Origin of the sequence: Paenibacillus pseudetheri (assembly GCF_924513355.1) — a bacterium.
GTDB lineage: Bacteria > Bacillota > Bacilli > Paenibacillales > Paenibacillaceae > Paenibacillus_AQ > Paenibacillus_AQ pseudetheri.
In genome coordinates, this window is record NZ_CAKMAB010000063.1 from 1 (window position 1) to 22,412 (window position 22,412).

General features: G+C 42.4%; 23 protein-coding genes. 5 read left to right on the forward strand and 18 right to left on the reverse strand.

The window, feature by feature from the left end; all coding sequences use genetic code 11:
- Nucleotides 1-154: 154 nt before the first annotated feature.
- The 4 genes from L1028_RS29490 to L1028_RS29505 form a co-directional block, all read right to left on the reverse strand.
- Nucleotides 155-628: a GNAT family N-acetyltransferase gene (locus tag L1028_RS29490; RefSeq protein ID WP_234541686.1), complete on the reverse strand. Its 474-nt coding sequence runs from the start codon at nt 626-628 to the stop codon at nt 155-157.
- A gap of 24 nt (nt 629-652) precedes the next feature.
- Complete coding sequence (locus tag L1028_RS29495; protein ID WP_234541687.1) at nt 653-1,348, reverse strand: HAD family hydrolase; 696 nt, start codon at nt 1,346-1,348, stop codon at nt 653-655.
- Between the two features lie 76 nt (nt 1,349-1,424).
- On the reverse strand, nt 1,425-2,474 hold the full coding sequence (locus tag L1028_RS29500) for a Gfo/Idh/MocA family protein (RefSeq protein WP_234541688.1): 1,050 nt from the start codon (nt 2,472-2,474) through the stop codon (nt 1,425-1,427).
- A gap of 19 nt (nt 2,475-2,493) precedes the next feature.
- Nucleotides 2,494-3,381, reverse strand: a complete 888-nt coding sequence (locus L1028_RS29505; RefSeq protein WP_234541689.1) for a sugar phosphate isomerase/epimerase family protein — start codon at nt 3,379-3,381, stop codon at nt 2,494-2,496.
- A 123-nt stretch (nt 3,382-3,504) separates the two neighbouring features.
- Here L1028_RS29505 and L1028_RS29510 point away from each other — a divergent pair, with 123 nt between their 5' ends.
- Nucleotides 3,505-4,389 carry a helix-turn-helix domain-containing protein gene (locus L1028_RS29510; RefSeq protein WP_234541690.1) on the forward strand — a complete coding sequence of 295 codons (885 nt, stop codon included), beginning with the start codon at nt 3,505-3,507 and terminating at the stop codon, nt 4,387-4,389.
- Between the two features lie 67 nt (nt 4,390-4,456).
- On the opposite strand, the gene L1028_RS29515 is transcribed toward L1028_RS29510, so the two are convergent.
- The 6 genes from L1028_RS29515 to L1028_RS29540 all read right to left on the reverse strand — a co-directional run bounded on the left by L1028_RS29515 (nt 4,457) and on the right by L1028_RS29540 (nt 10,630).
- Nucleotides 4,457-5,251: a YobA family protein gene (locus tag L1028_RS29515; protein WP_234541691.1), complete on the reverse strand. Its 795-nt coding sequence runs from the start codon at nt 5,249-5,251 to the stop codon at nt 4,457-4,459.
- Between the two features lie 75 nt (nt 5,252-5,326).
- Nucleotides 5,327-6,430 carry a Gfo/Idh/MocA family protein gene (locus L1028_RS29520; RefSeq protein WP_234541692.1) on the reverse strand — a complete coding sequence of 368 codons (1,104 nt, stop codon included), beginning with the start codon at nt 6,428-6,430 and terminating at the stop codon, nt 5,327-5,329.
- A 20-nt stretch (nt 6,431-6,450) separates the two neighbouring features.
- Nucleotides 6,451-7,173 carry a ThuA domain-containing protein gene (locus tag L1028_RS29525; RefSeq protein WP_234541693.1) on the reverse strand — a complete coding sequence of 241 codons (723 nt, stop codon included), beginning with the start codon at nt 7,171-7,173 and terminating at the stop codon, nt 6,451-6,453.
- A 208-nt stretch (nt 7,174-7,381) separates the two neighbouring features.
- A complete protein-coding gene (locus L1028_RS29530) occupies nt 7,382-8,542 on the reverse strand; it encodes a Gfo/Idh/MocA family protein (protein ID WP_234541694.1) in 1,161 nt (386 codons plus the stop codon).
- A 1-nt stretch (nt 8,543) separates the two neighbouring features.
- Complete coding sequence (locus tag L1028_RS29535) at nt 8,544-9,644, reverse strand: LacI family DNA-binding transcriptional regulator (RefSeq protein WP_234541695.1); 1,101 nt, start codon at nt 9,642-9,644, stop codon at nt 8,544-8,546.
- Nucleotides 9,645-9,754: 110 nt separating this feature from the next.
- On the reverse strand, nt 9,755-10,630 hold the full coding sequence (locus L1028_RS29540; protein WP_234541696.1) for a LysR family transcriptional regulator: 876 nt from the start codon (nt 10,628-10,630) through the stop codon (nt 9,755-9,757).
- A gap of 129 nt (nt 10,631-10,759) precedes the next feature.
- Here L1028_RS29540 and L1028_RS29545 point away from each other — a divergent pair, with 129 nt between their 5' ends.
- Nucleotides 10,760-11,653, forward strand: coding sequence for a DMT family transporter (locus L1028_RS29545; RefSeq protein WP_234541697.1), 894 nt, complete (start codon nt 10,760-10,762; stop codon nt 11,651-11,653).
- An 83-nt stretch (nt 11,654-11,736) separates the two neighbouring features.
- Here the strand turns inward: L1028_RS29545 and L1028_RS29550 are convergent, their stop codons facing one another.
- From L1028_RS29550 to L1028_RS29575, 6 genes are all read right to left on the reverse strand, one after another.
- Entirely contained in the window at nt 11,737-13,236 is a 1,500-nt protein-coding gene (locus L1028_RS29550; RefSeq protein WP_234541698.1) for a DHA2 family efflux MFS transporter permease subunit, read from the reverse strand.
- Between the two features lie 253 nt (nt 13,237-13,489).
- Nucleotides 13,490-14,239, reverse strand: a complete 750-nt coding sequence (locus L1028_RS29555; protein WP_234541699.1) for a stalk domain-containing protein — start codon at nt 14,237-14,239, stop codon at nt 13,490-13,492.
- Nucleotides 14,240-14,365: 126 nt separating this feature from the next.
- A complete protein-coding gene (locus tag L1028_RS29560) occupies nt 14,366-15,130 on the reverse strand; it encodes a M15 family metallopeptidase (protein WP_234541700.1) in 765 nt (254 codons plus the stop codon).
- A gap of 45 nt (nt 15,131-15,175) precedes the next feature.
- A complete protein-coding gene (locus L1028_RS29565) occupies nt 15,176-16,084 on the reverse strand; it encodes a hypothetical protein (protein ID WP_234541701.1) in 909 nt (302 codons plus the stop codon).
- 59 nt (nt 16,085-16,143) lie between these two features.
- Complete coding sequence (locus tag L1028_RS29570; RefSeq protein ID WP_234541702.1) at nt 16,144-17,466, reverse strand: FtsW/RodA/SpoVE family cell cycle protein; 1,323 nt, start codon at nt 17,464-17,466, stop codon at nt 16,144-16,146.
- Nucleotides 17,466-17,798, reverse strand: coding sequence for a PadR family transcriptional regulator (locus L1028_RS29575; RefSeq protein ID WP_234541703.1), 333 nt, complete (start codon nt 17,796-17,798; stop codon nt 17,466-17,468). Before L1028_RS29575 ends, L1028_RS29570 begins: the two co-directional genes overlap by 1 nt.
- A gap of 277 nt (nt 17,799-18,075) precedes the next feature.
- Here L1028_RS29575 and L1028_RS29580 point away from each other — a divergent pair, with 277 nt between their 5' ends.
- Nucleotides 18,076-18,609 carry a PadR family transcriptional regulator gene (locus tag L1028_RS29580; protein WP_234541704.1) on the forward strand — a complete coding sequence of 178 codons (534 nt, stop codon included), beginning with the start codon at nt 18,076-18,078 and terminating at the stop codon, nt 18,607-18,609.
- A gap of 58 nt (nt 18,610-18,667) precedes the next feature.
- Nucleotides 18,668-19,486, forward strand: coding sequence for an SDR family oxidoreductase (locus L1028_RS29585; RefSeq protein WP_234541705.1), 819 nt, complete (start codon nt 18,668-18,670; stop codon nt 19,484-19,486).
- Between the two features lie 159 nt (nt 19,487-19,645).
- Here the strand turns inward: L1028_RS29585 and L1028_RS29590 are convergent, their stop codons facing one another.
- Both L1028_RS29590 and L1028_RS29595 read right to left on the reverse strand, forming a co-directional pair.
- A complete protein-coding gene (locus tag L1028_RS29590; RefSeq protein WP_234541718.1) occupies nt 19,646-21,100 on the reverse strand; it encodes a DHA2 family efflux MFS transporter permease subunit in 1,455 nt (484 codons plus the stop codon).
- 49 nt (nt 21,101-21,149) lie between these two features.
- A complete protein-coding gene (locus tag L1028_RS29595) occupies nt 21,150-21,719 on the reverse strand; it encodes a TetR/AcrR family transcriptional regulator (protein WP_234541708.1) in 570 nt (189 codons plus the stop codon).
- Nucleotides 21,720-21,975: 256 nt separating this feature from the next.
- Between L1028_RS29595 and L1028_RS29600 the strand changes: the two genes are divergently transcribed.
- The gene (locus L1028_RS29600) at nt 21,976-22,410 is read left to right on the forward strand and encodes a DUF4395 domain-containing protein (protein WP_423803107.1); all 435 of its coding nucleotides are present in this window, start codon (nt 21,976-21,978) and stop codon (nt 22,408-22,410) included.
- The last annotated feature ends 2 nt before the right edge of the window (nt 22,411-22,412 follow it).

The following is a 22,412-nucleotide window of genomic DNA, read 5'->3' on the forward strand; positions in this document are numbered from 1 at the left end:
TTCCTTCAGATTCCACCTCACGGTGGACACCCTTGCCCTTGGCTAACGGTAGGCGCTCGCCAGCCCCCGTTCGGGACTTTCACCCTAAAGATAACGCCCATGCTGGGCGTACTAAAAAAAGCAGACTGCTCCTTAGAGCAATCTGCTTTTTGTATTAAATTAGCTTTTTACTCATCCGATAATTAACTAACAGAACCCCTCTTCGCTCTACACTCTGTTTCATCATAAGCTGGTATCCCTGTCGTTCAAAAAAGGGTCTAGCTGTAATACTTGCTTCGGTATCCATTTCATGAAGACCAAGCCCTCTCGCCTTCATTTCAAGCTTGTTCACGAGAGCAGAGGCTACGCCTTGGCCTTGGAAATCTTTGTGGACAAAAAGACGATCTAAATGCCCTTCCACCGTCATATCCGAAAAGCCAACTATGAATCCGTTAATTTCGGCTACATAAGTAATATTTTGACCCAAAGAAGTGCTCCAAGTATTAAGTTTATGTGCCCTTTCCTCATTAGGAGCCCAAGCGTCAAGCTGTTCCTGTGAATAGTGTAGTTTATTTACGGAAGGAACCGTCTCATAAAACAATGAGATAAGCTGACTAATATCCGATTCTTGATAAGCCCTAATTTCCATTGTGTGTTCTCCTTGCTGGCATAGCTACAATCCCACTACATCTTTAAGCTCCAAAAGAGAACTAATCATATAGTTAGGCTTGAGGTCTTTAGGAATCTCTATATTCCGGCGATTGTAATAGCAGAAGTCAATGTCAGAATTCACAGCACCTTGGTAATCATCCTGTAAAGAATCGCCAACGAACAGCACTTCATGATTGCTTAGCTGTAGATCTTTTAAAGACATTTCAAAAATCTGTTTATCAGGTTTTCGGATACCCACTTCATCGGAGATCATAATGGATTTGAATATTTCATAGATCTTACCGGCTTGCAGTCTTTTTCTTTGTGCATCACTGATCCCATTGGTGATGATCCCCAGGGCATATTTATCTTTAAAAGAGGTTAGGATCTGTTCCGCTCCTTCTTCAAAATAACAGGAATTGCAAAAATAATCCCAATAAGTATCTGACAGTTTACAGTGAAGAAGTTCTTCCTGTTTAAGCGTGTCTCTAAAAGAATATCTCAATACCTCTCCTATGGTCTTCACCTCACCACCACCCACAAAGTTCATCCAATGGCGAAAATTATGACCTGAAAACTCTCCATAAAATAAAGACCACGCATCAGTATCTTCTACAAAGAGATTATGATCGCTACAGGTTCTTTTCATCGCTTCGATTTCACAAGTACTATAATTTATTAATGTATTATCTAGATCAAATATAATGGCTTTGTACATAATATCCTCCCCGAATAATGTTCTTATCTATCATAACATGAACATTAGCGTTTGGATAAAATTAACAAAGGGTTTCTCACAGCTCTGCGGTATTCATAAACTCCACCAGATTAATTTTCCGGCCTGTTTTAGCACTTTCCAGCGCTCCGAATACCATTGCCATACTATAGCGATTATCTCGACAATTCGTCTCTGCAGGACGTCCCTCTGCTAGTGACAGGAACATTTCCTCCAGACAGCCGTGATGGAAGGTCTTGTTCATCGCAATCACTTCGCCATTTACACGTTCAACGTCGCGAATAAATTTATCGCTCTGGTCTCCTGTTGCGACTACCTCTGCATAGGGCAAATCATGACCATCCCAAATCGCAGTTCCTTTTTCCCCATTCATCCGCCAAGCTGCTTCCCATGAGGTAGAGGCGCCTTCTGCACACCAAGACCCCTGATAAGTAAATACAGACCCGTCCGACATCTCAAAGATACACACTGCCGACGCATTCCCCTTATACCATGATCCGGGTGGATTAAACTCCTGGCAGTAAACGGATATCGGATTGGCTCCACTTATAAATCGAGCCTGATCAAAGGTATGAATCGCCATGTCAAGCAGTAAAGGACTTTCCATGACATCACGGAACCCCCCGAAATGAGCGCCGGGGAAAAAACTAGCACCGATAAATCCGGTTCTTCCAATCGTGCCTGATTCGATGATTTTTTTCAAAGAACGAATACGAGGATCGTAACGGCGGTTCTGCATCACAGCATGAGCATTTCCGGTTCGCTCCGAGATCTCAACGATCTTATTACATTCCTCCATAGTCTCAGCTAAAGGCTTCTCACTAAATACATCACATCCGAGTTCCAGTGCAGTACTAGAAATGCTGTAATGGCTTGCAGGAACTGTAACGTCAAACACAAGATTAGCTCCAGTCACCTGAATCGCTTCTTTAATGTCAGTAAACGTCAGACAAGAAATCTCATGCTTTGCTGCCATCGCTTGTGCTGACTCCAATCGTATATCTACAAGAGCAACAATCTGAGTATCTGAACGTGATAAAGCATATTCAATCCAAGCGTTAGCCATCCCTCCACAACCTGCAACCGCTACACGGTACTGTGCTGTCATAATTCTCCCTCCTTAACGGTTAAAGTGGATTAGGTACAAAGCTACCGCCCCGGCATTGTTTTAAATAGTTCAAAGCATGGACTTGTCCCATCATCTCCAGCTCATCCCGATAAACAGGATCATGCCAGCCTTCAATATCAATCGTTCCTTTATAACCTGCCTGACGCAGAATAGAAATAATATCCGTCCAATTCGTATCTCCAAAGCCCGGAGTACGGTGCCATACATAAGGATTGGGGCCATGAATACCATATTCTTTTACGATATCCCATGCGATGGTGGCATCCTTACCATGCACATGGAAGATCTTATCTGTCCATTTACGTAGTTGTGGTATCGGGTCAATCAACTGCACCATCTGATGACATGGCTCCCATTCGAGTCCAATATTGTCAGCAGGTACAGCGTTGAACATCTTCTCCCAAGATAATGGATTGTGAGCAATATTCCAGTCACCTGATTCCCAGTCTCCACCCATTGAACAGTTTTCGAAGGCAATTCGTAACCCGCGATCCGCTGCTCTTTTGGACAACTCTCCAAATACCTCGGTATACTTCGGAATGGATTCATCAATGGACACCCCTGGCAGCCTTCCCGTAAAACCTGATACCATATCCGTTCCGAACAAATGAGCATGATCAATCAGTCGCTCCCAGCTCGCTATTACATCGGAATTTTCACCCGTATTCGTCAATGGATTGCCGAAGATCCCAACGGTTGAGATCACGAAGTCATGTTCTGCCGCTAGTTCTTGTACACGCTTTCCAGTTTCCACAAGATCTGTTTCCCCTGTAGTTTGCCAGAAGGTTAAACTAAAAGATTCAAATCCATGTCCTACAATTTGCGGGATCACTCTGATAGCATCTCCACCACCCACTAATGTTCCAATTCGCATTGTATCCTTCATCTTGTGACCACTCCAATATTGGTTTATAGTAATTTCTATAATCCGAGTATATACTGCTTCTGAGCTTAAAACTCTTATTATCTTGTGTTTATATAGTCGTATCTTGTGGGAGTTGTGTGAAATATGAGCTATCCTAATGATCTGAAAGAATACCCTCAATTAGAAGGAAGCAACTATCCTTTTCGATTGTTTTTTAATGAATGCAGATATGCAAAAGCCGGCCAGAACATTCTGTTTCTACACTGGCATGAGCATTTCGAAATCATCATGATGCAAGAAGGTAGCGCTATTTTCCACATAGACAGTAAGTCGTACGAACTGCATCCCGGAGAGGTATTGTTTGTTCCTTCTGGGGGATTACATGTTGGGTACAGTCTGCGGGATGATCATGTTCGTTTTATATCCATCGTATTTCATAGTTCTTTATTTAAAGATTGGAAGCAGGATCCTCAGCATGAGCAGTTTGTAGTCCCTTATTTAGAGAATCGTTATCAGCTGCCGGTCAAACCTGCAGAGCTTGTACCGACCTGCTGCACTTATTATTCTCTTCTGGATACCATCGTTGATGAAAAACTGCAGAAGGGACCTGCTTTTCAGCTGATCATCAAAAATCAACTGCATCTGCTTTTTGTCTTGCTTTCCCGTACCTTTTTGCCTGAGCAGGCTGCTAGTAACACGAATGAACGTCATTCCTTCAACCGCGAGCGTTTCAAGCCACTGCTGGAGTACATGGAGAACCACTTTGATGAGAAAATGACCGTAGAAAGCGCCGCAAGATCCGTAAATCTAAATCCATACCATTTCTGCAAAACCTTTAAGAAGCTAACGGGTCGGACCTTCATCGATTATGTAAATCTATGCCGAGTAAATGAAGCGGAACGGTTGCTACTCGAGACCGATTTCACAGTGACGGAGATTGCTGGAAAAGTGGGCTGCGACAATCCTAATTATTTTACCAAGCTGTACAAGCAGTATAAAGGGATTACCCCTTCAGGGGTCCGAAAATAGGAGATTCGGTCTTTGTTCACAAAAAAACAGCACCGTTTGCCTCTCGCAAACGGTGCTAGCTATAGGATTATTCCGTAGCACTAAGTTCTAGCCTCCGCACACTTGCAAGTGCGGGAAAAGATTCTTCCACCATACCAGTGCTCCATAGCTCAACCTGCTGTCCAACCTTCAAATCCTTAAAGCTAATCGATTCACCAGCTTCATTAAACATTGTTGACTTCTGATTGAATGAGAACCAGTAAGAGGGATCTTCCATGCCAGGTTCAAGAATTAGAATCCGCTTCTTCTGTTTGGAATCGATATCTACGATTTGACCTATTACATGTGGTTCACCTAGCTCTGAAATGTCGTAGGTCAACATATCCGGAGCGATCCATTTTTCAATCTCAAGCATGGCCGTTTCAACATAATCAGACGGAATTGTAATCGTTACTTTATTACCAATCGTGTCCACACCGGAACCGTATAGATTAAGCTTCTGGTAGAGTTCTTTTTTATGCAAAAGCTCTTGTGCAGCTAATAACTCTTGCATCGAATATTTAACATCATGGAGCTCATAAGTACCTGCCGCGAAAGTCTGAGCAAACCGCTGCTCAATCTGCGAGTTCATACCCACGATATTGATATGAACCTTATTATCCTGTAAATAGATATCTCCGTTAGGAATCTTCTGAGCGGATAGGAAAGCTTTAACCGCTTCAGGATCTTCTATTCCAGCGCTCGCAGTAGGCAAGATATCTGGAGTTGAAGTAATTGCAGCAGCTGGAGCCGGCTCCTTATTCGATTGTTGATCTTCTGAACAACCACTTATGAATAGAATAACAACAGAAATCCATATCCAGCTACCAAGCCTCTTACGCATCCTTGTCACTCCCTCACTCTTTATCTTCTCAAACGGAGATTGGAAGTGATAGGTTGCAGATTCAGAATGAATTCTCTAATCTAATGTATAAGGAGCGAGTCCAATCGGAAGAGCTTCAGGACGAGTGCAGGTACTCTCCATTTCGTAGAATGAATGAGCATCTGAAGAATCATGGAATGCCCACATCGCTTCTAATACATGATAAGCCAATTCTCCACTAGCGCGGTGCTTTCTTCCAGTCCGAATGGCATAAGCCATATCCGCTGGACCAATTCCGCGCGTGTTTTGATCATATCCAGATGACAGCGTTTGCTCTGTCCATTCATTCTCACCCATGAGCCGGAATTTCACCGGACCGCCAAAGTTATTAGGATCCGGCACTTGAATCGTTCCAAGTGTTCCGTAGATTTCTATATGCGGCAGGTTACTGCCGCCAAAGATATCAAAACTTGTAATCAGCGTTGCAATGGCTCCATTCTCAAATCTTAATGTACCGGCAACGTGAGTTGGAATTTGAACAGGAATTTTATTACCCAATTTCTTCTCACTTGTAATCGTGCGTTCTTCTAGCGCTTTACCAGTCATCCCGCTAACCGTATGAATTGGACCCAATAACTGCACCAATGCTGTCAAATAGTATGGTCCCATATCGAACATTGGACCTCCACCAGCGGCATAGTAGAATTCAGGATCTGGATGCCAATGCTCATGTCCACGCCCCATCATAAATGAGGTAGCTGCAACGGGTTCGCCAATTACCCCCTCCTCAATCAGTTTCAATACGGTTTGAATACCCGATCCAAAGAATGTTTCCGGTGCGCTGCCCACTAGTACGCCCTTTTCTCGTGCCGCTGACAGAACTTGGCGTCCTTCTTCTCTCGTTACAGCCAGTGGTTTCTCAACGTACACATGTTTACCCGCTTCGATAGCTTTCAGGCATACATCCGCATGAACAGCTGGAATCGTCAGGTTGATGACGATCTCTATCTCCGGATCATTCAGTAATTGCTCTGTGGTGTACACGCTTGGAATATTGTATTTAACTGCTTGTTCCTTCGCTCTCTCCAAGTCCAAGTCCGCACACGCAACTAGATCCAGAATCTCGAACTTCTGACAGTTCTCCATATATATACTACTGATTTTACCGCACCCGATAATTCCTACTTTGACTTTATCCATTCGTTGATCGCTCCCAGAGATTATTGACTATCTGCCATTCCGCTATAGCTACTACTAACCGCTGAAATATGGGATTGTGCGCGAGCTTTACCCTCAGCAGCCCAGAGCAGTCCTCGGCGCATCATTTCCTTTACCTGAGGCATAGCTACAATATCGGCATGATGTCCGAGTGAATTATAATACACTCTGCCATGACCCCACCGTTTGGTCCAAGCTACTGGCATATCCACGGCTTTGTTGAAAGAATGTGGGCCTTCAACAACTGGAAAACGAGTCGTTGCAAGTACTTCTACAGCTGGATCTACATGCAGATAATATTGCTCTGAACAAACGGTGAAGTCTTCTAATCCTTCTACTAGAGGACTTGAGCTTTGGCAAATCTCTACGGTGTAGTTCACACCATCATTGCCGGGATGAGCTACCCATTGCCCCCCCGTCATAAACTGCCAATCTACATTATTTCGGAAAGAATCACACATCCCGCCATGGCAACCCGCAAGACCCGTTCCTTTCTGTACAGCTGCAGAGACATTATTCACAAGATTCTGTTCGATTGTACCCATCGTCCATACCGGAACAATCAAATCTAGTCCAAGAAGCTTTTCCGCATCGGCAAAAGCCTCAAGTGTATTCGATACCTCAACTTCAAATTTCCCCTCTTGCAGTACCTTAGCGAATATACTAGCTACCTGTTCAGGCTCATGACCATCCCAACCGCCCCATACAATCAATGCTTTTCTCATCTTCAGCACTCCTTCTAATAAAGGTTGTTCAAAAAGTCCGCTTTTGATCACGAAGTATCCCAAGAAGCTTACTCGGCATCGAATATTGAATTCAGGCGAAACTTCCGGTGCTCACGTAGCTTCCACTACGCTCCGCTCCTCATTTTCTACCTTCTTTCAATCTTCTCGGTGCTGATAACCGTACTTTTTGAACTCGCATTTTTGGATATTACATCTCAGATATATTGACCCACCGGCGCTGTTCAATAGAGCGTTCAACTGCTTCTAACACAGCTTGGCATTTCACTCCATCATGGAAATTAGGTACAGGCTGACGTCCTTCTTCAATCGCGTTAGAAAGCTCCAACATCTCGTGTATAAACGTATGTTCAAAACCAATCATATGACCCGGCGGCCACCAAGCCTCCGCATATTCATGAGCTGGGTCCGTTGCTAGCACACGCCGAAAACCCTGTACATCCTCAGCATCTGAAGTTAAATAAACCTCAAGTTCATTCATTCGCTCGAAATCAAATTTCACACTGCCAAGGCTTCCGTTGATCTCAAAAGAATTGGTAGAGCGATGACCTGCTGCGAATCTTGTAGCTTCAAAACTACCTAAGGCACCGTTATCAAAACGGGCTAAAAACAATGTGGCATCATCCACTGTAACCTTGCCCTTAGGTGCATCCTTATCCCCTTTGGCACTTAATCCGGTCATTTCAGCAGCAAGTGGACGTTCTTTAATGAAGGTCTCACTCATGCCGATGACTTCCTTCACATCACCTACTAAGAAAAGTGCCAGATCAATGAGATGCGCACCCAGATCACCATGTGAGCCTGAACCCGCAATCTCCTTCTGCAATCTCCACACTAACGGGAACTCCGGATCAATAATCCAGTCTTGTAGGAACCAAGCCCGAAAATGATAGATCTTCCCAAGCCGCCCGCTCTCTACTAGCTTCTTAGCAAGTCTAACCGCCGGTGAAAAGCGATAATTAAAACCAACCATATGTGTAACCCCTGCATCTACAGCGGCTTGCAGCATTTCACGGGAATCCGCCAAGGTCAGCGCAAGAGGTTTTTCACAAAAAATATGTTTACCTGCTTTGGCTGCTGCCAGAGTAATCTCCTTATGTGCATTACTGGGAGCATTTATATCGATAAGATCAATATCCTCACGAGCGATTAGATCTTTCCAATCCGTAACACAATCCGACCATCCTAACTGAGTGGCAGCCTCTTCAAGCGCTTCAGCATTCCGTCCACAAATCACAGACATCTCAGGTTTAAGCGCTTTCGGGAAAAACATTGGCAAACTGCGGTAAGCATTACTGTGAGCCTTGCCCATAAATTTATAACCGATCATTCCAATGCGAAGCTGTTTCATCTTATTCCTCCTTAGGATTCATAATTTTTGATGAAGCTCGTATAACTAGTTCTGTCGGCAGTTTAATCTGGATGACTTGGGAGGACGATGATGTTTCTGAGAGGCTACAACCCAGTAATTCTAATACCTTAGTTACAGCGATTTCGCCCAGCTCATAAAAGGGAACACGCACACTGCTTAAGGCAGGTGTGGTAAGCTCAGCAGCATCCGAATCATCATAACCCACCATGGCTGGGATGCGATCTCTTGGGATGCCTAGTTCCTGCAGACCTTGCTGTAGCCCAATGGCCATTCGATCATTGGCCGTTACAATGGCATCAATCTCATTCAGCAGAGGCAACATCTCCTTGGCAGCAATAGTACCGCTTTTACGACTGAAGTTACCTTCGAATAGAAGTGATTCATCTAAAGGAAGGTTGGACTCCTCCAAAGCGCGCAAATAACCAGTTAAACGATCTCGGCTGTTCGAATAAGATGCTGGCCCGTTTAGAAAGGCAATCCTCGTAAAGCCCTGATCCAGTAAGTGCCTGACCGCTTGCCAGCTTCCTTCGACATGATCAGCATCCACCTCGTGAAAAGCCTCTCCTTCAAAATGCTGATTAATCAGGCAAAACGGATGACCTTCCGCCTTCAAACGTCGAAGTGAGGCTAGCTCACCTGGCTCCTCTTTGGCACCGAGTACAATACAAGCATCAATCTTCCGCATCTTAAACAATTCGTTATAGTCCATCAGCTCTTCGGCATTTCGAAACAGCATTAACAGATCATAACCCTCTTCTCGCGCCTTACTTCCAATTCCACTTAATATTTCTGAAAAATAATACGTGGAGAACAAGCGAGCTTTTGGCAAATAAGGCATTACTACACCAAGGTTTCCACTCCTTCTACGAGCAAAGCTCTGAGCGAGTGAACTCGGTGTATATCCCAGCTTGAGCGCAGCTGCCAACACCCGTTCCTTCGTTTCTTCCTTGAGCGGACCTACGTTGTTTAACACGCGAGAGACTGTGGCTTCTGAAACTCCGGCAAGCTCGGCAACCTCTTTACGGCTGGCGATAGAAATCCCTCCTACGAAAGCGCATTCAATAAATGTACGCGCGTACATTTTCTCATGAACAACGTCCCTCGTCAACCCTTATTTTGGATATTGATTCATAATAAATCCCCTGAATTAATCAGGGGATTTGCTCATTTTAAACGGTGTATTCTTAGGGTTCAGGGATTCCCCATCAACCAAGCTTGTACATGCTTCAGGAATTTTTTAGTGGCAGGAGAGGCGTATTTCATAGAATGTACAGCGATTCCGAGCGATCTGAAACTACGTTCTTCCAATTCAAGCATTGTTACATTATAATTCTGACGGGTTAATACAAGCTCTGGCAAAATACTAATTCCAAGCCCCTTCTCCACCATGGCCATAATGGCATAATCATCACCTGCTGAGAACTTAATATTCGGTTTGATGCCCGCCTTATCCAGCACACGTCTAACGTCATAATCTGAACCTGCCTTAGGAATGATGAAATCCTCTTTAGCAATTTGGGATAAGGACAGAAAAGGTTGAGCACTAAGCGGATTTCCTTTGGATACGATCCCTAACATCCGGTCCTTTTTTAAGGGAATCACTTCGAACTTCTCACGCGTAGGCAGAGAAATAAAACCACAGTCAACGACTCCAGCCTCGATCCATTGCTCAACCTCTAAGTAACCACCTTCCATCAACCTGATTTCTATATAGGGGTATTCACTGCGAAATTGCTTAATCATTCCTGGCAGCCAATGCACAGATACACTGGTGAATGTACCAATGGTAATGGTCCCGACCTCTAGCCCGTGTATATCTGCTACCTCCTGCTTCAATTTTTCATTCCACTTCAGAATTTCACGGATAGGTTGTAGTACTTGCTCCCCGTTTACTGTCAATTTAACGCCAGATCTATTTCTAATTAATAACGTGAAACCAAACTCCATCTCCAAGCTACTAATCGTGTGGCTAATTCCAGATTGCGTAAAGCCCAGCACATCTGCTGCTTTTGTTAAGCTCCCTAGCTCCACAACTTTTAGAAAAATCTCATATTTATTAATGCTCAACCTCTATCCCTCACCTTTATATATTGCATAAGTTTTACTCATGTATCCTATGATAAACATTCAGTTACCTTATGTATAGAGCCGTATTATACTAAATTGAGTTGAAAATGAAGAAGGATGGATGAAGAGATGAAACCGCTCAAAGCTGAGCTTATGCTGTTAGTTGTAACATTATTTTGGGGTTCCTCCTACATATTTATGAAAATGGGGTTAGGCACGTTAGGCGAATTCAATCTGATTGCACTCCGCTTCGGACTTGCTTTTATATTAGCCACAGTGATCTTCCACAAACGTTTAAGAAAAGTTGACATCAAAACATTGAAATATGGTGCTCTACTCGGATTCTTACTCCTCGGCGTGTTCACATGTATAACGTTCGGACTGAAGACCACGACAACCTCCAACGCTGGATTTTTAGTAGCCCTGACTGTCATATTTGTACCGATACTAGATCGAGTACTTTTTAAAAAAAGAGTCGCACCTCCGCAAGTCTTTGGCTCCGTACTTGCTATAGCTGGCATTGGACTCCTTACATTAAATGCTACCTTAAAAATCCAACCTGGTGACTTCCTCTGTATTCTTTCGGCGGTGTTCTATGCGATACAGATCTTATTTACAAGCAAGGCGGTAAAAGAATGTGATTCACTGAATATTGGGATCTTGCAGCTAGGATTTGCCGGAGGATTTGCTTTAGTGTTGTCGGCACTGTTCGAGACGCCTGCGCTTCCTTCGACTTTACCGGCTTGGATAGCGATCCTCGCGCTTGGGATTCTCTGTAGTGCTTGTGGCTTCATCCTACAACCCATTGCTCAGAAATATACTTCCCCAACACGCACCGGACTGATCTTCTCCCTGGAGCCGGTATTCGCCGCGTTGTTTGGCTATTGGTTCGCCGCTGAAAAGCTATCGATGCAAGGATATGCTGGTGCAGCTCTTGTTCTACTAGGGATTGTCGCATCAGAGCTACTCGGTAAAGTTAATTTCATCCCTCAATGGACTCAGAAGAAACCAGAACATCTGTAGGCGAATTTCTAATACAAAAGAGGCGTCGTTAGCTAGGCAAACTGAACGACGCCTCTTTATGTTATCTAGGATAATCGTATGAATTAATGTCCCATCATCATTGCTGCATCCGCCTTCTGACCCTCTTCGGAGGAGGATTCAGTTGAGGAAAGCTTCGGTTTGCGCAGGATAATACTCATGAGTACACCGACTACAGCTATACAGCCAGATAGGAAGAATACATCATCGAAGCCTAGAACTGCAGCTGTCAAAGGATTACTTCCTGCTTTCAATGCTCCCATATGCACAGTAATTTGACTTGTCAGATAGCCCGTCAAACCTGCGACCGCAAAGGCCACCACCACCTGTTGTGCAGCCGCTGTAAGCGATGTGACACGGCTCACCAATTCACGAGGCGCAGCATTCAGAACATGTGTATTGAGTGGCATCATCGCTATACCCATCCCAAATCCTAATAATGCAAGATACATCATAATGGTGTTTAGACTTGTAGTCAACGTAATCCCAGACAGAAGGAATAGGGTAGCTGTAATGATGCTCAGACCCACAAAAGCCAGCGGTCGTGCCCCTATCTTATCAAACAATTTACCACCAAGAGGCATGCCGATTACACAAGCTAAAGCTTGCGGAAGCAGAATTAGCCCCGTCTCTAGTGGTGTATAAGCCCTAATCTGCTGTAAGTATAGCGGCACGAACAGCATGGAACCAAACAATGCGGCTTGCATAACCCATGTTAAAATAATACCGCGGGTGAAATCTGAGGAGCGAAAGACGCGCAGATCCAGCAAAGGCTGTTTATGCTGCAGCTCAACGATTATAAATAGAATCAGTGCAACGCCCCCAACAGATAATCCAAGGATTGCTGAAGTTGATGACCAACTATTCGCCCCACCTTCATTTACTCCATAAGCCAGCATGGAGAACGCAATCGGAGCCAGAATAATGCCTAGGATATCGAGGTTGCCTTTACCGATCTTCTCCGTCTTGGGTAAATACTTAACACCAAGAATAATACCAACAATCCCAATCGGCACGTTAATCAAGAAGATCCAATGCCAGCTAACATATTCAACAAGCCATCCGGACAATATTGGGCCAAGTGCAGGCGCAAGCAACATGGGAATTCCTAGCATCCCCATAATCGACCCTCTTCTTTCTGTTGGAGCCAGCTTAAAAACCATAGCCATCCCTATGGGAGCAACCATCCCCCCACCAAGACCTTGGATCACACGAAAAATAACAAGCTGCGAAGATGTTTGAGCTACTGAACATAACATGGAGCCAAGAATGAACAACGTGAGCGTCACTAGAAACACCTGTTTTGAACCGAAGCGATCTGTCATCCAGCCTGCGAGCGGTATTACAGCAGCTAAAGCTAATGTGTACCCTGTAATCGCCCACTGAATCGTTTGGAGATCGGAGCCGAAGTAGTCCACGAGCTTGGGAACTGCTACATTAACCACCGTACCATCCAGAATAACCATAATCATACCGACGATAATTGCAAGAAGCGGGGGGATGATAGCTCTTAGCGAGAATGGCTGTTCTTCTGTGTGGCTACTCCCAGTTATTGATTTTGTCATCCAGTACTCCACTCTTTTCTCTAATTTAGTTAAATGCTTTAACAATTATTTCAAATTTTAATTTACCTTCGATGAATGTGAAAGTCAACAAATAAAACCTTTTTTTACAATAAAAATACATTGCATTTACATTCATCTCAGAATGTTTATTGAAACGTAAAAAAGACTATGCATGATCCCAATAAGAAATTGCTTCTTAAGGGACGCACGCACAGCCTGTTGTTCTAAACCTAAATCATTAATATTCTCCAGATTAAATGGAAGGAAGGTTTCCTTTTAATTCAACAATCTTACCAGACTTATTGAGAACAAACTCAAGGGACGCATCCGTTACAGCAAAGCCAAGTACACATTGTATTGACATTTGATCTTCTTTTTGACTACTTTCAGTAGACTTTATCCCATGGTAAGTACCAGCTCGTGCAGTAAAATCAGCCCAATATTTCTGTAAACCCGTAGTGGAAAGCGAACGCTTCATTTCATCACTAAAGAATCGATTCTCTAACTCTTGAAACTGTCCAGTGCTCAGCAGTCCCGCTATCACACTTGCTGTAACCTCGGGCGCATAAACTTCCACTAGATTAGCTTCAGCATTATAAGAGGTTACCAGTCCTACACTAGTGAAAAAAGAGAGCGGAACATATAAGTGTTCCTTCCTAAACACAACATTATCCTTAAAGTCTCTTTTCTCTGTATCATTAATGGTAATATGGTCGTTTCCTACTTTATATTCAATCTTTTGTTTGACTCCGCTTAATGTAATGGTGTCCGTACTTTTTTGATAAGTGGTTTGATATTTCAAGACGCTTGATGCCTCTCTAAGGGGTAGCATGACCGTAGAACCGTTTGGATACGCTGAATATTGATCTGATTTCAGAACCTGACCATTCAAAACCACCTTTACCTCATTAGCATCTGCCCAAGCCGTAGAATAGGTAGTTCCTCCAAATCCATTTACCAATAACAGTACACTTAATACTACAACAACCGCGATTTTGTTCATCCGTTCGAAACCTCCCTTTTTTTGACTATTAGTATTATGTGCGTTTCCAGCATCTGCTAATCCTAATGGTAATCAAGCTCAACAAAAAAAGTGAATCGCTTCTTACATGGACATTCAAGTTCTAGGTTATTCCACCTTGAAGTCAAAGTATTGTTTAGGATAAGGTTCCTTGATCAACGTAAAATGCCACCATTCCTTACTGTAAGGTTTAAATCCCTGTTTTACCATCGCCTCTTTGAGGATTGCCCGATTTGCTTTCTGAGTCTTGTTGATTAAGGACGTATCGTAATAGGAGATGTCTCCGAAAAAATCAAACGGGCTGCCCATATCTGCTTCAGCTCCCGTTTCTTTATTTACGATCGTTAAATCGACGGTGCTACCTCTGGAATGGCCTGATTTTTTAGCTATAAATCCGAGTTTGAACAGATTTCGTTTATCCAGTCGCGGATAATATTGCTGTTTCATCTTAGTATCTACGGCATTCTGTGACCATCTTACAAAATGATTCACTGCCGTCTGCGGACGATAAGCATCATAAATTTTAAGAATATACCCTTTGTTCGCTAAATCTTCACTTACAGCCTTCAAAGCTGTTGCCGCTGTCCGCGAGAATATCGCTAAAGGCGCCTTGTAGCCATCAATCCGCCTCCCCACAAAATTATTATCTCCATAATATCGAATCTCATATTGTGCCGTTGGAATCACTTCATCCAGATAGACAAAACCTTGCGGTAAATGGTTCTTCTTCTCCATTTGCATCTGCTGCAGCACAGAATCTGTTGAAGAGCCGACATAAGCTGCATCAGCCCTGCCCATAAACATAGTGTTTGTCCACAACAACAGCACAACTGCGAAAACTGCGATTCTTATTCCTCTTAATCCTATTCTCAATTCATCCAGCCTCTTCTCAGATGTTGTCTGCACAGACTCTAATAATTACGAGTTTACGGTTTCAACTAGAAATTTTTCTATTACAGGAGTGAATTTATTATTCGTGGAATTAAGTAATTGTAGTAGCTTTTCTAAAATCGAAAGAATTCTAGTATCAACTTTGCTATTTTTCAGTGCATTCTCATACGCATTTTTAACTTCTGGTTTGATAACTTGCTCATCATAGTCATAGGCAGGTGTATTACTTGTTCCATATAATAAGCGAGATGTTGCAATGAGAAGTTCTTTTTGAAGAGCGGTTGAACGGTTAGAAGCAGGATATTTCGTCACAAAATCCTCTATCGCAAGCGCTCTATTCGTTAACTCGGTCCAACTGATTACAATCGCTGCATCAGATACACTCGGATGATTAGATTCGGTAGCCATGATATCAATATAAGCTGCGATGTCCTTCGTAATATACGGCTTAAAGATCTTAAATCCCTCATAATGCATCACCGGATAGTACATGCCCTCACTGGTCTCCAGCTTATATCCCTTATCCCGGCCTTCAATTAACACATTGCGTACGTTGGCATCTTTGATCGTATTAAGAAGTGAGGTATAGGTGAGATTTTTGCTTTTAGAAAAAGCACTGTTTATCTCTCTCTGCATCTTGTCCGGAAAAACCTTTTCTGAGTATACAGATAAATGTTCCTTCTGTGCATTCTCGAGCTGGAGTGTCATCTGAGTAGCAGTCCATGTATCCACTTGTTTGATATGGTTCATTAAATAATTACGTGCGTTAGCAAGAGATGTCGGCTTCTGTACATACTGCTGGAATTGATTATAATAGCTTGCGGATTCTGTTGTGGCTGCGGCAGATGCAGTATTTGTTGTATATATACTTCCGAGTCCTCCCACAAAGCCTAGAGCAATGGCAACACTTATTAATCCGACTTTTTTCCATTCCATTAAGAGACCTCCCTTAAGTATTCATACTTCATAATTAGACAAACAAGAAGATCCTGAATCTAACGCTGCACAGTGCGATCTTGGACGCCTCCTATGTCCTTCCTACGATAAATTCCCATCAAAAGTCCAATCGCAGCATATTCAAACCACACATGACTCCCATAGCTAAGGAAAGGAAATGGAATAGAGGTCATCATCATCCCTCCACTTAAGACGGCAAGTCCGTAAGCCAGTCTTATAGCAAGTAAAAATGCCAAACCAACAACAAGTGCCTGTCCGTAGGATTCACGAATCGCTCGTACCGTTGAAAGAAGCTTAATAAAAAAACAGACTATAACAGCTACCAGAAGCAATCCCCCCGCCCAACCAAAACAATGAATAAGATAGACTGGTAACAGATCTGAATAGACATACGGCAGTTTTAGTTCTACTGAACCAAATCCGTGACCCCACCAACCAGCTGAGCTAATAACTTCACGCATAGTTTGATAAATATATCCAAACCCTTGTGGATCTAAAGATGGATTTATAGCATTTATAATTCTAGCCTGCAAATACTCACTATTTAAAATAAAAATTAGTCCAACTATTAAAAAGAACCCTAATATAATCGCACTCTTTTTCCATTCACGGGTAACCCATATATACAATACTAGTGAAGAGACAAGATACACCACTAACTCTGGAAGAGAGTTTAAAGAGATTAGCAACAAAGCAGGTATTAACAAAATACCTATGTCGAACAACCCATTTTGCCAAGTTTTCTTTAGAAGTACTTCCCTACGATTTACTAAAATTCCTGCTAACGCTACCATCAAAAAATAAGGACGATAGAATGTCATATCAGGTAAAATATTAAATATAGGAGGACCATAATTAATTCCATTTACTGTTACTCCCCAGAACATACTTGTTAAAATTCCTGTTATAGATAATCCATATAACACCCATGAAATTCCCTTTATTCTTCTGAAATCAATGAAATACAATCCAAACATCAATACAATTCCAATGAGAATATTTATGGACTGGCGTCTAAGCGCATTATCTAAAAAAGCACCTTTATTAATATCACTATAGCCCACATCCACCGAGCCCATTCCAATTAAACTGATCGCGGATAATAAAGCTACAACTCCAAACATTCCCCAGGGTATACGTGGTTTATGTATTTGGTGAAGTTCTTTTCCTAAAACCTGTGGGTTCCCCATTTGTGTGATTGCCCAAGCTATTGCTTCATCCCGGAGCACGCCGGCCGCTTCTTTTTCACAGATTAAATCTTCCATATGACTAGCTAGTTCTTGGCGTATCTCTGGGTGAGTATTTTTCGCTTTAATCTCTGCACATACTTCATCCAAAAATTGCTGCTTCCTCTTTTTCATTATACGCCCCCCTCTCCCAGAACAGAGTCAACTGCACCTTTGAACATAACCCATTCCGCCCTTTTCTCCTTGAGTTTCTCTTTCCCTTCGTCCAATATTCTATAGTATTTACGTTTCCTTCCTTCTACCTCCATCCAGTAGGCTTCCACCCAACGTTCGCTTTCCATCGCATGCAGAATCGGATACAAGGTTCCTTCTTTCAAAGAAAAAACACCCTCTGATCTCAACTCCAGCTCTTTGATCAGCTCATAACCATATAGTGGTTTCTCCAATAAAAGAGTCAGAATCAATGTACCCGTACTACCCTTTAGCATTTCTTTACTTACTTTCAATGGTCAACACCTCCTGATCTAAATTCCTGTGATTATTATCTGAATATCCTGGATATTATTTATCCTTCGATACCTAGAATAACTATACATCGTAAATCTATGTATGTAAAATCCCCATCCTCATACTATAGTTTCTGCATTTATATTTTAAACAAATGAATATCCTAAAAAAATAAAACAGATATATTTATCCAATATATATTGACACTGTATATATCGCTCCGATATATTATAAGTGTGATATACAAATATTTCTAAACTACAAGGAGGCTCTATTTTGAACAGTCAGGATGTTATTTTAGGCATGCTTATGAAAGGATCGTTGACTGGATACGAAATAAAACAGTTATTGGAGAATGTATTCTCTAATTTCTATAGTTCTAGTTATGGAACGATTTATCCTACACTTGCTCGCATGGAAAAGGAGGGTTTGATAACTAAGGAAAATGTGCAGCAGGAAGGTAAGCCTAATAAGAATCTTTTAAACATCACGGATAAAGGAAGGGATAGTTTTAACGCCTATTTACTAGCCCCACTAGAGGCTGACAGTATTAAGAAATCTGATTTTATGATGAGGCTATATTTTGGTGAATTTGTTGGGTATGACAAGGTGATTATTTGGCTGAAGCAGGTACAGGAGGAATCACAACAAAAGTTAGATCAATTACTTGAGCAGTATTCACTTTATAAAGATACAATGCATCCAGCACAGATCATCTGTATCCAAATTGGCATAGAAGAATATAATGCAAAACTCAAAATCATTGCCGAAGGGTTGTCAAACATGGAGCAGTTAGTGCTTACAAAGTAAGTTTTGAACGTACCAAGTGAAGATGTAATGCTCAGAAAACTTTTAGGAGGAATTTTTAATGAAAACAATTTTTATAACGGGTGCTTCGTCTGGCATTGGGAGAACTACAGCAAAACATTTTGCTGAAAGAGGATGGAACGTCGTAGCCACGATGCGTTCACCTGAACATGAAAGTGAACTTATTACACTTGATAATGTATTGGTTTTACAGCTTGATGTTGAGAAATCAGACACGATTCAACCTGCGTTAGCGGAAGCAATTAAGCGATTCGGTAAAATTGACGTTCTTCTCAATAATGCTGGTTATGGAACAATGGGTCTTATAGAAGTAGCTACAGATGAGCAGATCAGAAGACAGTTTGAAGTGAACGTGTTTGGTCTTATCAGTATGACTAAAGCCATATTGCCACATTTTAGATCTCATCAAGATGGTTTACTGATCAATATCTCTTCTATGGGAGGGAAAGTAACCTTTCCTACGATGTCTCTGTATCATTCAACTAAATTCGCCGTAGAAGGTTTTTCTGAATCCGCATCTTATGAATTAGCATCACAGAACATTAAAGTTAAGTTAATTGAACCAGGTGCTATTCAAACGGACTTTGGTGGAAGATCGATGGAGTTCTTTTTTAATGATGCTTTAACGGATTATAAACCCTTTACTACTGCATTTTTGGGTAAATTGGGTGAGATGGAAAAACAACCTACCTATGCTTCGCCTCCAGAAATTGTTGCGGAAACCATATATCGAGCTGCCACAGATGGGACAAGTCAATTCCGGTACATTGTTGGAGAAGATGCAAAAATGCTCATTCATATGAAAGAAAATACAGATGAAGAAGAATATCTGACTAATATAGCCCAGCATTTTTCTTAAAAAGAAGTTAGGTGGGGGACGCTTCTCGGTATTCTACCGGGGAGAGGTCCCTCTTTCTTGTTATGAGTAAAAAAATCCCCTCCGATTAATAGTGGCAGGTTCATACGTACATGAACCTTCTCCACTATCTACCGTAAGGGGATTTTACAAACTTAATGATTAATGCATTGGTGTATTCATTTTATGATTAACGACTACTCTTTTCACGAAGAACGCAAGGATTAGACCTACAATCGCCATACTCATTCCGAAAATAAATGCATTTTGTACACCTTGCGTGAACGCAGGCAATATATTAGCTGGATCGGCAGGATCGGCCACAGTCTTCATATAACTCTTAGAACCTGCGGACATAATGCTGACTGCTAATGCAGTACCGATCGCACCAGCTACCTGCTGCAATGTATTCATGATCGCTGTACCATCTGGATATAATTCTAGAGGCAACTGGTTAATTCCGTTGGTTTGTGCAGGCATAAATACCATCGACACACCAATCATAAGCGTACTGTGAAGTACGATTACGAATACGACCGTAGAAGCTACAGTAATGCTGGAGAAGAACCATAAAGCTGTAGCTGCAATAATCAGGCCTGGAATAACGAGCCATTTGGGACCGTATTTGTCGAACAGACGACCCATGATTGGGGACATCAATCCGTTAATAATCCCCCCTGGAAGTAGCAGCAAGCCTGCCTTGAACGCTGTATACCCTTGACCCTGTTGAAGATACATTGGAAGAATCAACATGGATGACAGGATAACCATCATACAAATAAATACCATAGCCACACCAATGGAGAACATTGGATATTTAAAAGCACGCAGATTAATCATAGGCTGCTTCATCTTCATTTGGCGCAAACCGAACAATAAGAGTGATACCACACCTACTACGATAGCGATGATTACTTTTGGACTTCCCCAACCAGCTTCTTCACCGGCGCTACTGAAACCAAACACGATTCCACCAAACCCGATTGATGATAACACTATGGAGAGGATGTCGATCTTCGGCTTCGTAACCTTCGTTACATTCTGCATGAAGAGGATTCCGAATAACAATGCGATCACCAGGAATGGCAGTGACAGCCAGAAGATCCAGTGCCAGCTAAGGCTTTCAATTAGAAGACCGGCAATAGTAGGACCGATCGCTGGCGCTACCATGATAACCAAACCAATCATCCCCATCGCGGCACCCCGTTTTTCAGGAGCAATGATGATAAGGATCGTATTGAACATAAGTGGTAATAGAAGCGCTGTACCCATTGCTTGTACCACACGCGCTGTTAATAGGAACTCAAAACTAGGTGATACTGCAGCTAGAAACGTTCCAAGTATTGAAAAACATAATGCAGCAACAAACAACTGTCTAGTCGAGAACCACTGAAGCAGCATACCCGAAATCGGTACTAGAATTCCCAGTGTAAGCAGATAAGCCGTCGTCAACCATTGTGCTGTTGCTGGAGTAATTTGAAGGACATTCATAAGATCACTTAAAGCTACATTCAGTGCGGTTTCACTGAACATTCCGATAAATCCTGCAAGTAGTAAAGAGACTAGAATCGGAATGGTTTTAAACTTCTTCACTTCCTTTTGTTGCTTTCCTTGCATAGTTGCTTCCACTCTTAATCCCCCTGATATTCTTATCTATTGTCTATCTCTAAGCAAGTATTGCTGGGATAATCTTTGCCGCCGCGAGAAGCGGCTGTTCATCCCGTAAAGTCAGCGTCTGAAGAAGCGCTCCTTCAAATAATGAGACTATTACTGAAGCCTTATCGGCTGCAGTGTTGCTCTCCACACCTTCTTCCAGAAGGCGTTTCTTGATCACATCCTGCAAGTCCATAAACACAGATTTACATGCAGTCCGCAGCTCCTCACTAATACAAGAGGTCTCCGCCGCTAACCAAAAACTGAACGGAACAATCCCCTCGAAAGAAGATTCTACTGCGTCCATAGCCATGCCGAGAATGAAATCCTCCATTGCTTCAGCCGCACTATTGCAACTCTCCATATGACAGTTCAGCTTCTGAGCGACTGTTAGACTAGTCCGGTTAATGCATGTTAATGCCAGCTCTTCTTTACCGTGGGGGAAATAATAATAAAGAGATCCCTTCGGTGAATCGCTATCTTTAATAATCTGATTCAGTCCTGTTGCATGATATCCCTGAGAAAAAAATAATTTCGAAGCGGTGTCCAGAATCGCCTCACGCGTATTCGGCTTGTTCGACAAGCTGACACTTCCTTTGCATTATAACAATTGGTCTACATAATAAAACCATATTTTTCGGAGATATGTCAACATATAAATTACTTAAATTCAAAGTAATCTGGTGGTCACTCAAAGGGGCTATTTCCATCTACTTTTGTGCGCATAGCTGCATTGGAGTCCAGCTCCCCCTACCTCCACCAACTCATAATTATCTACTTCCCATTCCCTCAACCTCAGCGTATACTATAATTATTCCAATGAGAAAGGTGTGAATAAAATTCAAAATATGTCCAAAGGAATTCCTCGGCCATTAGTAAAGACTAATCAGGCGTTTATCGTCATTTCTGTAATATTGACATGGCTAACAGGACAGCACTGGATCCTTGCACTGCCCTTGTTTACCGGATTACTCGGACTCTTGTGCGGTTATAATCCCATCATTAAACTGGCTGCTAAGTTTCTGACAAAAGAACGTTCGCACTATGTACTCGAAGACTGGTCACAACAACAGTTTAACCAAACGATTGCTGTCTTCTGCCTCATAGGTGGTCTGATCAGCTTCACCGCGGGCTGGACGATTGCTGCCTATATTTTCACAGCGTTAGTTGCAGTGGCAGCTACTGTTGCGATACTTGGTTTTTGCATCGGATGTTTTATCCATTATCAGTGGAGAATGTACAATTACAGACGTAAACAGAGCAGCACACATTAAAG